The 12,486-nt window shown below is 40.8% G+C and carries 15 protein-coding genes; 6 read left to right on the top strand and 9 right to left on the bottom strand.

The annotated features are described in order from the left end of the window. Nucleotides 1–17: 17 nt before the first annotated feature. The 4 genes from DES39_RS00400 to smpB all read right to left on the bottom strand — a co-directional run bounded on the left by DES39_RS00400 (nucleotide 18) and on the right by smpB (nucleotide 3,775). Nucleotides 18–992 (bottom strand): NAD(P)-dependent oxidoreductase, encoded by a 975-nt coding sequence (locus DES39_RS00400; RefSeq protein WP_121143800.1) that lies wholly within the window; start codon nucleotides 990–992, stop codon nucleotides 18–20. A 52-nt stretch (nucleotides 993–1,044) separates the two neighbouring features. Then, a complete protein-coding gene (locus DES39_RS00395; RefSeq protein WP_121143799.1) occupies nucleotides 1,045–1,986 on the bottom strand; it encodes a sugar kinase in 942 nt (313 codons plus the stop codon). Between the two features lie 253 nt (nucleotides 1,987–2,239). Next, the gene (locus tag DES39_RS00390) at nucleotides 2,240–3,277 is read right to left on the bottom strand and encodes a LacI family DNA-binding transcriptional regulator (RefSeq protein WP_121143798.1); all 1,038 of its coding nucleotides are present in this window, start codon (nucleotides 3,275–3,277) and stop codon (nucleotides 2,240–2,242) included. A gap of 15 nt (nucleotides 3,278–3,292) precedes the next feature. Beyond that, nucleotides 3,293–3,775 (bottom strand): SsrA-binding protein SmpB, encoded by a 483-nt coding sequence (smpB, locus tag DES39_RS00385; RefSeq protein ID WP_121143797.1) that lies wholly within the window; start codon nucleotides 3,773–3,775, stop codon nucleotides 3,293–3,295. 70 nt (nucleotides 3,776–3,845) lie between these two features. On the opposite strand from smpB, the gene DES39_RS00380 reads away from it, so the two are divergent. From DES39_RS00380 to DES39_RS00355, 6 genes are all read left to right on the top strand, one after another. Beyond that, on the top strand, nucleotides 3,846–4,280 hold the full coding sequence (locus DES39_RS00380) for a type II toxin-antitoxin system RatA family toxin (protein WP_121143796.1): 435 nt from the start codon (nucleotides 3,846–3,848) through the stop codon (nucleotides 4,278–4,280). 10 nt (nucleotides 4,281–4,290) lie between these two features. Then, nucleotides 4,291–4,572, top strand: a complete 282-nt coding sequence (locus DES39_RS00375; protein WP_121143795.1) for an RnfH family protein — start codon at nucleotides 4,291–4,293, stop codon at nucleotides 4,570–4,572. 9 nt (nucleotides 4,573–4,581) lie between these two features. Then, complete coding sequence (gene zur / locus DES39_RS00370) at nucleotides 4,582–5,046, top strand: zinc uptake transcriptional repressor Zur (protein WP_121143794.1); 465 nt, start codon at nucleotides 4,582–4,584, stop codon at nucleotides 5,044–5,046. Next, nucleotides 5,016–5,408 (top strand): DMT family transporter, encoded by a 393-nt coding sequence (locus DES39_RS00365; protein WP_245959541.1) that lies wholly within the window; start codon nucleotides 5,016–5,018, stop codon nucleotides 5,406–5,408. Before zur ends, DES39_RS00365 begins: the two co-directional genes overlap by 31 nt. Continuing rightward, nucleotides 5,408–5,806: a DMT family transporter gene (locus DES39_RS00360; RefSeq protein ID WP_121143792.1), complete on the top strand. Its 399-nt coding sequence runs from the start codon at nucleotides 5,408–5,410 to the stop codon at nucleotides 5,804–5,806. The genes DES39_RS00365 and DES39_RS00360 overlap by 1 nt, the downstream gene beginning before the upstream one ends. Before the next feature lie 181 nt (nucleotides 5,807–5,987). After that, nucleotides 5,988–6,242: a YfhL family 4Fe-4S dicluster ferredoxin gene (locus DES39_RS00355; protein ID WP_121143791.1), complete on the top strand. Its 255-nt coding sequence runs from the start codon at nucleotides 5,988–5,990 to the stop codon at nucleotides 6,240–6,242. Here DES39_RS00355 and ispH read toward each other — a convergent pair. The 5 genes from ispH to folE all read right to left on the bottom strand — a co-directional run bounded on the left by ispH (nucleotide 6,239) and on the right by folE (nucleotide 12,389). Further along, nucleotides 6,239–7,186: a 4-hydroxy-3-methylbut-2-enyl diphosphate reductase gene (ispH, locus tag DES39_RS00350; protein WP_121143790.1), complete on the bottom strand. Its 948-nt coding sequence runs from the start codon at nucleotides 7,184–7,186 to the stop codon at nucleotides 6,239–6,241. The genes DES39_RS00355 and ispH overlap by 4 nt on opposite strands. Continuing rightward, a complete protein-coding gene (lspA, locus tag DES39_RS00345) occupies nucleotides 7,183–7,698 on the bottom strand; it encodes a signal peptidase II (protein ID WP_121143789.1) in 516 nt (171 codons plus the stop codon). Before lspA ends, ispH begins: the two co-directional genes overlap by 4 nt. Before the next feature lie 72 nt (nucleotides 7,699–7,770). Then, nucleotides 7,771–10,578 (bottom strand): isoleucine--tRNA ligase, encoded by a 2,808-nt coding sequence (ileS, locus tag DES39_RS00340; RefSeq protein WP_121143788.1) that lies wholly within the window; start codon nucleotides 10,576–10,578, stop codon nucleotides 7,771–7,773. 114 nt (nucleotides 10,579–10,692) lie between these two features. Then, nucleotides 10,693–11,637, bottom strand: a complete 945-nt coding sequence (ribF, locus tag DES39_RS00335; RefSeq protein ID WP_121143787.1) for a bifunctional riboflavin kinase/FAD synthetase — start codon at nucleotides 11,635–11,637, stop codon at nucleotides 10,693–10,695. 92 nt (nucleotides 11,638–11,729) lie between these two features. Beyond that, a complete protein-coding gene (folE, locus tag DES39_RS00330; protein WP_121143786.1) occupies nucleotides 11,730–12,389 on the bottom strand; it encodes a GTP cyclohydrolase I FolE in 660 nt (219 codons plus the stop codon). Between the last annotated feature and the right edge of the window lie 97 nt (nucleotides 12,390–12,486).

Genomic DNA, 12,486 nt, shown 5'->3' with positions numbered 1-12,486 from the left:
CAATGACCTCTTACAAGTTAGCTCACTTGTGGATTGAACCAATTCGAGCTGGGTTTATCCGCTTTTAGTGCCGCAATCAGATTATTCACTGCCGTGACTACCATGTCATAACGTGTCTCATCGGTGGCAGAGCCAATGTGCGGGGTCAACACCACGTTATCCAGCGTCATTAATGGCGACTCAGCCGGTAAGGGTTCCACCTCAAACACATCAAGCCCAGCCGCTCTAATGGTGTTGTTTTTTAAGGCATCAATTAAGGCGTTTTGATCAATAATTTTACCGCGCGCACCATTAATTAAAATTGCCGATGGTTTCATTAAACGGAGTTTGTCTTGATTGATCAAATGCGTTGTTTCGTTGGTTAGCGGTAACGTGATAACCACAAAATCAGATAGTTTAAGTAACTCATCAAGTTCACAGCGCTTCGCGTGGTATTGCTGCTCAGCGGTTTGATTGGCTGAGTGATTCATATACAGTACATTCATATCAAAACCGGCATAAGCGCGTTTGGCCACCGCACAGCCAATGCGTCCCATGCCTAAAATACCGATCGTCTTATGGTGCACATTGACGCCGTAGTACGCTTCGCCAAGACTGTTTTGCCATTTACCCGCCCTAATCATCATCGATAGTTCAACCGCCCGGCGAGCGGTTGCTAGCACTAATGTAAAAATGGTATCAGCGGTTGTATCGGTTAATACGCCAGGGGTGTGCATCAAGCGAATATTGCGCTGGTTTAAATCAGCAATATCAAATTGATCAACCCCCACCGAAATGGTTGAAATCGCTTTCAAATGAGGGGCACAGTCTAATAATTCGGCCCCAATCGGGCTACTCGCACCGATGATACCCTCCGCGTTGGCTAGGGCTGCTTTGACCTGTTCACGGTTTTGATCGTTAATGCCATCAAAGTAAGTGACATTAAAATAAGCCGCTAGCTTCGCTTGTTGATCATCGGGAATACGCTTATAAAGCACAATATTTTTTTTCATGGTACCTACTTTGCTATTGAAATAATCACCAGACTGAGCATGCACAGATCAATTAAAAATCGCCTAATTGCTGTCGGTTTGGTAGCCCTTCACTATCGCCAATCACTTGAATCGCCAATGATCCGATGCGATTACCACGCCTTAAAGCCTGCTCAATTGTTTTGCCTTCAAGCATAGCACTGATAACGCCTACCGCAAAACCATCACCGGCACCAACCGTATCAACCACGTTTTCAACGCGAAATGCTGGCACCGTGCCGCGCTGATTATCGGCTGTTTTATAATAAGCGCCTTCGCCACCATTTTTAATCACCACTAACTTCACCCCCTGGTTGAGGTAAAAATCAGCGATCGCTTCTGGCGCGCAAAGACCAGTGAGAATTTTACCTTCATTAATACCCGGCAATACCCAATCCGCTTTAAACGCCAGTTGATTTAATTTTTGTGCCATCTCTTGCTGGTTTTTCCATAGCGATGGCCGTAAGTTGGGATCAAAGGAAATCGTTTTACCAGACTGACGCATTAAATCAGCCAAAAATGACGATAATTCATAAGAGGTGGTTGATAATGCGGCAGCAACGCCGCTTAAATGTAAATGGCGAGTATTGGCAAAATAATGGTTATCCACATCAGTAACGCTAAGGTGGCTTGCCGCCGATCCTTTGCGAAAATATTCGGTTTTAGGGTCGGAGCCATCTTCAACTTTTGATTTTAACATAAAGCCAGTAGGATGCAGCTCATCGGTTATTACACAATCGGCATTAATACCTTCGCGTTCGAGCATTTTTTTAATAAATCGCCCAAAGGAGTCATTGCCGATTCTGCTCATCCAGCCAACGTTTAAGCCTAATCGGGCCAGTCCCGTCGCAACATTAAGTTCAGCGCCTGCTGCGCGCTTCACAAAGGCGTTAACATCATGCAGTTCGCCCACTTCCGTGGCAACAAACATTGCCATCGCTTCACCATAAGTTACGACATCTAATTGTGTTTTCATAGCCTTCCTCATTCGTTAAATTCATGAATAACCCGACGTATTTTTTATCACCGAGTTGAGATCTGGCCAGCAACGCATTATGGATCAGCCGTGCCAGACGATGAGGCCGCAATAATCCCCTTTTGGGGGCTTATTTTAGCCGCAAATCACACTAAGATAGCGTTAATATAAATCATTGGAACCGATTCCAAAACTATTTAACTAAAGAAATATGATAAAGATCACAGAATAAATCGGCGGTTTATGGAGAGGATTAAGGTAATAAAGTGGAGTGACGAATAATTAACTCACCAGGATAAAGCAGCTCACGCGGAGCATCTTGGCAACCATGAATCCGCTTGAGTAAGAGTTCAAATGCGCAGTAACCAATTTGATACGTCGGTTGCCGAATTGACGTTAAACCATCGCCAATAACGCTTGCCCACTGCGGATCATCAAAACCAATAAAGCCGATATCTTTACCGCTAATGAGATTTAATCGTTTTAGCACTAATGATATGCTTAATGTGACAGAGCCATTCATTGAAATGATCGCTTTACGCTTACCACGGTGCAACTGGCAAAATGCACTTATCGCCTGCTCTAGCTTGCCTTCATATTGCCCGCTGCCTTGTTGATCTGCCAGTTCTAATACTTCGCCAATCATCACACTATGTGCTGAAATAATGCGTTTAAATGTATTAACCCGTTCAAAGCGCGTACTAATATTGTCAATGGGCTGTGTGATAAACAAAATCGCGTCAAAACCAGATTCAACCAGATAATTAGTTGCCAGTGTTGTGGATTGTACATTATCTAAGCCAACAAGGTCGGCGCTAAAGTGATCCACTTTACGATCCACTAGCACGATGGGAAACGGGAAATCTTTTAAACTGGTGACATCCAACTTAATCGAATGAAAAATCACCCCTTCAACGTTATAACTGACTAGGAGCTGTAAGTAATATTTCTCTTTTTGGCTATCTTTATTGGTGTTGCAAACCAGCAGCGTGTAACCATTATCTTGGCAAGCTTTTTCTAAACCTTGCATGACTTCGATTGAATAGGGATTGGTAATATCAGGAATAACGTAGGCAATGAGCTTAGAGCCACCTTTTTTCAGGCTTCTTGCCATTTGATTAGGACGGTAACCAAGTACTTTTATCGCATCAGCAATTCGCTGCTTAATGCGCTCAGATAAGGCATCGAATTCATTATTAAGATAACGCGAAACGCTTGTCTTACCAACGCCGGCCAGCTTCGCTACATCACTTATGGTCGGTTTTTTATTAACTTGACGTGAAGTGCTCATAGCAATATCTGATCGCTATCGGTTAGCGTGCTTCATAATGCGGGCTTTATTCACTTGCCATTCGCGATCTTTAACGTCTTCGCGCTTATCAAATTGTTTTTTACCTTTGGCAACACCAATTTTAATTTTGACCCAGGCATTTTTCCAATACATTGATAAAGCCACAACCGTATAGCCTTCACGATTGATACGACCAAATAATCCACTGAGCTCTTTTTGATTTAACAGTAATTTACGCGTGCGAGTAGGATCACAAACGACATGACTTGATGCAACAGTTAACGGAGTAATGGTTGCGCCAAACAGCCAAGCTTCGCCATCTCTTAATAATACGTAGCTATCACTAATGTTCACTTTACCTGCACGTAACGATTTGACTTCCCAACCTTGTAAAGACAGACCAGCCTCGATCTCTTCTTCAATGAAGTATTCGTGTCGTGCGCGCTTGTTAAGTGCAATTGTTGCCGAACCCGGCTTGTGGGATTTTTTCTTTGTCATAATATGCGATATTATAGATTTACATGATATTATATGCCACAATTTTTTGTGTAATTAATAATTTAAATTTATGACAAATGTTTTTTATGAAATAAGAGAGCCCTATTCTGCGGAGCAGATGTTCGATTTAGTCAACGACATTAATGCCTATCCCCAGTTCATACCTGATTGCGCCAGTGCCGGTATACTCAAACAGCAAGACGATCTTATTTTGGCCTATCTGGAAGTCGAAAAGTTAGGCTTTAAGAAGAAATTTATTACGACCAACAAACTTACTAAGCCATATCGTATCGAAATGGCATTAGTGGATGGCCCATTCAAGCAATTACAAGGTGATTGGACATTTACCGAACTGTCAGAACATGAATGTAAAATTAGCTTTGCGTTAAAATTTGAATTTAAAAGTAAACTGCTTGATTTGACTTTTACGCCGCTGTTTAAAGAACTCATGGAAAACATGGTAAAAGCCTTTAGTAAGCGAGCTAAGCAAATTTATACCAAATGAGAATTGTGCTATGATAAATCTACAAGTTGTCTATGCCTTACCGGAAAATCCAACCATCATTGATGTTTGTCTGCCAGCGCATAGCAGTGTGTCACAAGCTATTATGCAATCCAATATTTTATCAACACACAACATTAACCTGACAGACTATCAAGTGGGTATTTATGGTAAACTCGTTGACTTGAGCGATATGGTCAACGATGGCGATCGTATTGAAATTTACCGCCCCCTGATTAATGATCCAAAAGAAATCAGGCGCAAACGTGCGGCAAACCGCGCTAAGAAGAAATGAGGTCAAGTTATGCATTCAAACAATCATGCCTCAATTATTAACGATATTGAACTGGTCTGTAAAAAACGCAATGTCAAGTTGACTAATCAGCGCCGACTGGTGCTTGAGATTATGTTACAAGCCAAGAAAGCGATGAGCGCTTATGATCTGCTTGATCTATTAAAGCAAGATGAGCCTCAAGCTAAACCACCAACCATTTATCGTGCGTTAGAATTTCTTATCGAACAAGGATTTATTCATAAAGTTGAGTCATCAAATAGCTATATTATTTGTCCGCATTTTAGCCATCCCAATCACATTTCTATCTTATTTATTTGCGATAACTGTAAACAAATTCTTGAAAAAAATAATCATGAAATTGAACATCAGCTACAACAATTAGCCAATCAAAGTCACTTTATGATTAAACACAGTATTATTGAAATACATGGACTATGCCCGTCATGTGCTTCATCGACGAATCTAACCTCTTAACGACTATGACGCTAATCATTATTGGATTATGGTTCATCAATGTCTGCTGCGATACGGTTGGGCAAATTGCCTTTAAGTACGCGGCAATATCGCCGAGCAATCAGACCAAATTGGGTTATTGGCTTGGTTTATTACGCAACTATTGGTTGTGGATTGGCTTTTTATCCTATGGCGTTGGTTTTTTATTTTGGATTGCCTTTTTAACGCTGCTTCCCCTATCGCAAGCCATTTTGCTAGGCTCTGCTAATATTATTTCAGTGATGATTGTGGGTCGTTTGCTATTTAAAGAACAGCTCACGCCGCTGCGCATTATCGGCGTGATCTTAATTACAGCTGGCGTTATTCTAGTTGGAGTGGGTTGATGGCGCGATTTTACTTAATAGGATTTGCCTGTTTGTTATTTTTTGACACACTAGGTCAAACTGGTTTCAAGTTTTCGGCATTAGAGGCGAGGCCCCTTGAGTACTCTTTAGCATGGATCATGCGTATTTTATCTAATAAATGGATATATATTACCACGCTCAGTTATGCGGGTGCGTTTTTTAGCTGGATGATTCTACTGAAAAAAGCTCCAGTTGGACCGGCTTTTGCCGCTTCACGTACCCAAATTGTTACCGTGATGCTCATCTCCGTGTTTATTTTTAATGAAACCCTGACCTTAGCTAGATGCTTAGGCGCAGGGCTCATTATTGCCGGTATTATTTGTTTAGCCTTTGCCGAAAAAAAACTGGCTGAAAAAAATAAATCCGCGATATCATAAAATAAACTGCTCACTTCTCGCGTAAGATATTTAGACGACATCACAATTTTATGCTATTTTAGAGCGCCTGATAAAGGCGTATGCGGCAAATACCCAATCCCCTTTTAGGCGAGTGAAACCTGACATAAAATTTGATGGTGTAATTTTGATGGTGTAATAATAAAATAGGTAAGTATTTTCAATGGCTTTAAAAATAACATCCAAGTGTATTAATTGTGATATGTGTGAACCTGAATGCCCTAACGATGCAATTTCAATGGGATTTGATACTTACCAAATCGATCCGGCAAAGTGCACTGAATGTGTCGGTTATTATGATCACTCAACTTGCCAGCGCGTTTGCCCGATCCAAAATGCGATTATTGCCGATCCGCAGTATGATGAAACCAATGAAGAGTTAATGGCTAAATTTATCCAGTTACAGCAATCACGCTAATCCTGCGTGATATCAATGCGCAGCGCTTTAGGGATTTCAAAATACACATCCTCTAAGATTCCATCCATCTCGCTTACCACTACTCCACCGAGCATTTTAAGGTGATCAACCACTTCACTGACTAACACTTCTGGCGCTGAAGCACCTGCCGTTACCCCAACAACGTTCGCTCCTTTTAACCACTCGGTTTGAATATCAGAACTAAAATCTATTAAATAAGCTGGTTTACCTTCTCGTATAGCCAGTTCAGCCAATCGACTAGAATTCGATGAGTTTTTTGAACCCACCACCAGCACCACATCAGCTTGATGGGCTAAATGACGCACTGCAACTTGCCGATTGGTCGTCGCATAGCAGATATCATTTTTACGTGGCCCGCGGATTTGTGGAAAACGGTGGTACAAAGCCTCAATAATTTCAGCCGTATCATCAACCGAAAGTGTCGTTTGAGTAGTAAAACATAAAAAGTTTTCATTTTTAACGGTTAAAGTCGCCACATCAGCAACGGATTCAACTAAATACATGCCGCCTTGTAAATTGCTATATTGACCCATTGTGCCTTCAACTTCGATATGGCCGGCATGGCCAATTAAAATAACCTCTTCACCACGATTACTTGCTCTAGCCACTTCCATATGTACTTTTGTAACCAACGGGCATGTGGCATCAAAAACTTGTAAGTTACGCAGTTTAGCTTCTGTACGAATCGCTTTTGAGACACCATGGGCTGAAAAGATTAAAATCGACTCATTAGGCACATCGCTTAACGCTTCAATAAAAATCGCGCCTAGTTCTTTCAGACGATTAACGACATAACGATTATGCACCACTTCATGACGTACATAAATCGGCGCGCCAAAGAGCGCTATCGCACGTTCAACAATACTAATTGCCCGATCAACACCGGCACAAAAACCCCGTGGATTGGCTAATATGATTTTCATGAGGATTCCTTATTATGTGTTTTACAGCTGGCCCAAATAAAACAAGCAATACCAACACAAATTGCACAATCCGCCAGATTAAACGTGGGATAATGCCAAGTTCCAAAGTTTACATCAAAAAAATCAATTACATAACCATGATAAATACGATCGAACAAATTACCAAGTGCACCACCCAAAATCAGTGCCAATGAGAAATTCTCGAATTTTTTATGCCGCCCATTTTTATATAACATATAGATAATAAAAATACTTATCACAACTGCCACTATCGCTAACAGACCGCGTTGTCCTTCAAGAATACTAAATGCCGCGCCGGTATTACGGCGATAGCTGATTGAGAAAAAGCTAAATAGTCGAATTGATTCGCCATAATAAAACGTATGATGAATAATAAATTTACTCATAATATCAATAACAAATACAGCTATCGTCACGATTAACCATATTAGACCACTGTTTTTTAGGGAACGGGTTTTTGATGAACTATTGTTTAAGGAAGTTTGCTTCATATCTACCACTCTTTTAAACAGCAAAGGCAAGATTATGATCTTGCCTTAGCACTTGTGTTGCTGATAACGCAATTATGCAAATCGGCGAATTTCACCAGAACCATGAATATTACTATCACAGCGCTGACATAAATGAGTCGTCGCATCATTATCAACGGTATAATGCCAGCAGCGAGGACATTTATCACCCGGCGCTTTAGCCAACACAATTTTTAAGCCAGCCATTTCAGTCTTAACGGCTTCACTTGGTGCTTGTGCAAGCGGCTTAACCTCTGCTTTAGAGGTCAACAAGACAAAGCGTAATTCATTTTGTAGCGATGATAATGAACTAAATAAAGACTCATCAGCATACAAAGTAACAGCAGCTTCTAATGAACCACCAATCACTTTGTCATTACGCCCTTGTTCCAATACTTTATTCACTGCATCCCGAATTTGCAGGATATGACCCCAATATTCGCTGTTCATGCTTTCACTATCAGCCAAGGTAAATAAGTCTTGATACCATTCATCGGTAAAGACAAATTCACTCGGTTTAGTGCCCGGTAGATATTGCCATACTTCATCAGCCGTAAATGAAAGTACTGGCGCAATCCAACGTACCATCGCCTGCGCAATATGATAAAGCGCCGTTTGACAACTATGACGCGCAACACTATCACCTTTAGCGGTATATTGGCGATCCTTAATGATATCCAAATAGAATGAACCCATTTCAACTGAACAGAATTGCATGATACGTTGGACAACTTTATGAAAATCGTAATTATCATAAGCTTCAATAATTTCCGCTTGGGCTTCGCGAGCAACACTGACCGCCCAACGATCTAATACCACCATATCTTCCGCTTTTACTAAATCTGTTTCAGGATTGAAACCATTAAGGTTAGCCAGTAAAAAGCGTGCAGTATTACGAATACGACGATAGCTATCAGCTGAGCGTTTGATAATCTCTTCAGAGTAGCTAATTTCGCCAGAGTAATCGGTTGAAGCAATCCACAGACGCAAAATATCAGCACCGAGTTTATTCATCACTTCTTGTGGCGTGACAATATTGCCTAATGATTTAGACATTTTACGCCCTTGACCATCAACCACAAAGCCATGCGTTAATACTTGCTTGTACGGGGCTTTATTATCAATCGCAGTCGATAACATTAATGAAGACATAAACCAACCGCGATGCTGATCGGAGCCTTCTAAATAGATATCAGCTTCTTGACCATTAAACTCAGGTCTTGCTTGTACCACAGAATAAAACGTCGATCCTGAGTCAAACCAAACATCCAATGTATCAGGAATTTTGCGATAATCATCAGCATCAGGCCCTAATAGATCTTTAATGTCAGCATCCCACCAAGCTTGAATGCCTGATTTTTCAACTAATTTAGCCACTTTTTCAATTAGTGCTAGCGTGTCAGGATGCAATTCATCAGTCTCTTTGTGGACAAATAACGTCATTGGTACGCCCCAAGTACGTTGACGTGAAATACACCAGTCCGGGCGATTCGCAACCATAGATTCAATACGCGCTTCACCCCATTCTGGGATCCAACGAACCTGTTTAATCTCACTAAGTGATTGTGCACGTAATCCCTGTTTATCCATACTAATAAACCACTGTGGCGTTGCACGATAAATCACAGGCGTTTTGTGCCGCCAACAGCACGGATAACTGTGCTCAATATTTTCAAAATGTAATAAAGCATCACGCTCTTTTAACATTTCAACAATTATTTTGTTGGCTTTAAATACAAATACACCATCTAAACCAAGACCAGTTCCCGGTAAGTAACACCCATTGCCACCAACTGGATTAGCCACTTCCAGCCCATATTTTTGTCCCACAATAAAGTCATCTGCACCGTGGCCTGGCGCGGTATGCACAGCACCAGTACCGGCATCAGCGGTTACGTGATCACCTAAAACAATCGGCTCGTCAAAATCAAATAAGGGATGTTTAAAACGCAATAACTCCAGATCGCTACCTTTACAAGCTGCCAGCACTTTCCAATCAGAAATACCGATTTTTTGCATGATTGCAGCAACCAGTTCAGTCGCTAAAATTAAGCACTCTTGACCATTGACTTGCACTAATTGGTAGTCAAATTCAGCGTTAAGCGCAATCCCTCGGCTAGCGGGTAAAGTCCATGGTGTTGTTGTCCAGATAACAGCATAAATGGGTAAATCAGTTTGTACACCAAATTTACTGGCAACCGCTTTGCTATCAACCGCTTTAAATTTTACATCAACCGCTGGCGAGGATTTATCATAATATTCCACTTCAGCTTCAGCGAGCGATGACATGCATTCAGTACACCAATAAACGGGCTTTGCCCCTTTAATCAAATGATTATTGTTAATGACTTTACCTAGCGCGCGGATAATATTCGCTTCGGTGTCAAAATTCATGGTTAAATACGGGTTATTCCAATCACCCATCACGCCCATGCGAATGAAATCAGCTTTTTGGATTTCGATTTGCGATGCCGCGTAATCGCGACAAATTTGACGGAACTCTGCAGGCGATATTTTTTCACCGGGCTTACCAACTTGCTCTTCAACCTTTTGTTCAATTGGCAAACCATGACAATCCCAACCCGGAATATAAGGCGAGTCATAATTCGCTAAGGTTTTAGATTTCATTATAATATCTTTAATAATTTTATTAACCGCATGACCGATATGAAGTTTACCGTTTGCATAAGGAGGACCATCATGCAAAATAAAACTTTTTTTGCCTTTTTTCGCAGTACGAATCTGGCGATATAACGCTTTATCATACCAATTTTGTAACATTGCAGGTTCGCGTTTGGCTAAATCGCCTCGCATTGGAAAACCTGTTTCAGGTAAGTTCAATGTATCTTTATAGTCTGTCATGCTATTTGTTCCGCTTTAATATGACTGAGTTAATAAATCTATTATGCTATTTGGGCAAGCTCCCTATCAGGAACTTACTCAATGCCTTTAATATTAGCCTAAAAGAGGCCAGTATCAGGAAGTTATCTGTAATTTTGCACTAATCTGCTTAGCGATGCAAATATCTTGTTGAATTTGTGCCTGTAATGCCGATAACGAGTCAAATTTCACCTCGTTACGAATTTTACTGACAAATTCAACCGCTAAATACTGGCCATAAATATCCTGATTAAAGTCAAAAATATGCACTTCTAAAACCGCGACTTTCCCATTAATTGTTGGTCTGATGCCAATGTTGGCAATGCCATGATAAAATTGATTATCACACTGATTTTGAACTTTAACAAAATACACGCCATGTAGCGCCGGATTTTTACGATGCAATAAGATGTTAGCGGTTGGGAAGCCAAGCTGCCGAGCTAATTGATTACCATGAATCACGCGCCCTAAAATGGTATAAGCCCGTCCTAATAGCATATGGGCCAACGTAAAATCATCGTTTGATAAGGCTTGACGAATAGCAGTACTGCTAACGCGCTGCGCTTCAACAATATATGTAGGTAAGCTTTCTAGTTCAAAGTGCCCCTTGGCCGCATATTGCTTAAGTAATGCCGCCCCACCTTGCCTTTTAGCGCCAAAACGAAAATCATCACCCACAACAATATATTGGGCTTTTAATCGACTAATCAATCCCTGCTCAATAAACGCATCTGCGTGCATATTAGCAAAAGTTTGATTAAACGGAATCGCTAAAATATAATCAATGCCGAGTTTATCAAGCACGTGATATTTCTCTTGGAAAGAGGTCAATCTTGATGGTGAATTATCACCACTAAAAAATTCCAGTGGCTGTGGTTCAAACAGCATGACAACGGCAGGCAATTGCTTCGCCTTGCTCACTTGTTTTAAACGCGCAATCAAAGCTTGATGACCTAAGTGGATTCCATCGAAATTACCCAACGTCAGCACACAGTGTTTAAAATCGGGCGGTAAGTTATAAAGTCCTCGGATGATTTCCATTAGTTCACGCTTTCAAAATAGGATTAATAAGGTTATATACCAGCTTAAATAATTAACAATTTTATCAAAAACAACGATTAAACGATAGTTTATCAATAGTGTTTTAATGATCGAAGAAATTCCTGTCGAGTACTTGGGTTCGTTTTAAATCCACCACCTAACGACGTCGTTGTGGTAATGCTTGTCGCATCTTTAACACCACGTGCTTTAACACAATAATGAGTTGCATCGATTGAGACAGCCACATGCGCCGTACCAAGTAACGTTTGTAATGCAACTAAGATTTGCTGCGTTAAACGTTCTTGCACTTGCGGTCGCTGCGAAAAAAACTCAACAATACGATTAATTTTAGATAATCCAATCACCGATGACTTAGGAATATAAGACACGGTTGCTTTACCGTCTATCGTGACAAAATGATGTTCGCATACGCTCGTTAATGTAATATCACGTACCGTAATCATCTCATCGACTTGCATTTTATTTTCAATTAAAGTGATTTTAGGGAAATTATGATAATCCAAGCCAGAAAAAATTTCATCAACATACATTTTTGCCACCCGCCGCGGTGTTTCAACCAAACTATCATCAGATAAATCGAGTTCCATCAATTGCATGATTTCACGAAAATGCGCTTCAATCTTCGCCTTTCGTTCACGATTATCCATCGCCACGCGACAAAGCGGGGTTTCAAGATTTTTTTGTTCTAATGCGGTTTTCACTTTCTGCGCTTCAAGGCTTAGTTCACTCATAACAACAACCAATGTATTGGATTATTTTGCTTATTATATACTAATAATTAGCCAAGATGTACTGGCTGATGGCGGTATTTATTGGTGACAAAGCCAT

The sequence above is a fragment of the Orbus hercynius genome (assembly GCF_003634275.1).
Taxonomy (GTDB): Bacteria; Pseudomonadota; Gammaproteobacteria; order Enterobacterales; family Orbaceae; genus Orbus; species Orbus hercynius.
This window is presented reverse-complemented; position numbering and strand designations above follow the sequence as displayed.

Excerpts from the sequence above, each read along its gene's own strand:
- ribF (WP_121143787.1), bottom strand. The coding sequence starts at position 11,637 with ATGGAAATCATCCGAGGACTTTATAACTTACCGCCCGATTTTAAACAC.
- ispH (WP_121143790.1), bottom strand. The coding sequence starts at position 7,186 with ATGAAAATCATATTAGCCAATCCACGGGGTTTTTGTGCCGGTGTTGAT.
- DES39_RS00365 (WP_245959541.1), top strand. The coding sequence starts at position 5,016 with ATGTGCTTCATCGACGAATCTAACCTCTTAACGACTATGACGCTAATC.
- DES39_RS00395 (WP_121143799.1), bottom strand. The coding sequence starts at position 1,986 with ATGAAAACACAATTAGATGTCGTAACTTATGGTGAAGCGATGGCAATG.
- smpB (WP_121143797.1), bottom strand. The coding sequence starts at position 3,775 with ATGACAAAGAAAAAATCCCACAAGCCGGGTTCGGCAACAATTGCACTT.
- DES39_RS00375 (WP_121143795.1), top strand. The coding sequence starts at position 4,291 with ATGATAAATCTACAAGTTGTCTATGCCTTACCGGAAAATCCAACCATC.
- lspA (WP_121143789.1), bottom strand. The coding sequence starts at position 7,698 with ATGAAGCAAACTTCCTTAAACAATAGTTCATCAAAAACCCGTTCCCTA.
- DES39_RS00355 (WP_121143791.1), top strand. The coding sequence starts at position 5,988 with ATGGCTTTAAAAATAACATCCAAGTGTATTAATTGTGATATGTGTGAA.
- DES39_RS00400 (WP_121143800.1), bottom strand. The coding sequence starts at position 992 with ATGAAAAAAAATATTGTGCTTTATAAGCGTATTCCCGATGATCAACAA.
- folE (WP_121143786.1), bottom strand. The coding sequence starts at position 12,389 with ATGAGTGAACTAAGCCTTGAAGCGCAGAAAGTGAAAACCGCATTAGAA.
- DES39_RS00360 (WP_121143792.1), top strand. The coding sequence starts at position 5,408 with ATGGCGCGATTTTACTTAATAGGATTTGCCTGTTTGTTATTTTTTGAC.
- DES39_RS00380 (WP_121143796.1), top strand. The coding sequence starts at position 3,846 with ATGACAAATGTTTTTTATGAAATAAGAGAGCCCTATTCTGCGGAGCAG.
- zur (WP_121143794.1), top strand. The coding sequence starts at position 4,582 with ATGCATTCAAACAATCATGCCTCAATTATTAACGATATTGAACTGGTC.
- ileS (WP_121143788.1), bottom strand. The coding sequence starts at position 10,578 with ATGACAGACTATAAAGATACATTGAACTTACCTGAAACAGGTTTTCCA.
- DES39_RS00390 (WP_121143798.1), bottom strand. The coding sequence starts at position 3,277 with ATGAGCACTTCACGTCAAGTTAATAAAAAACCGACCATAAGTGATGTA.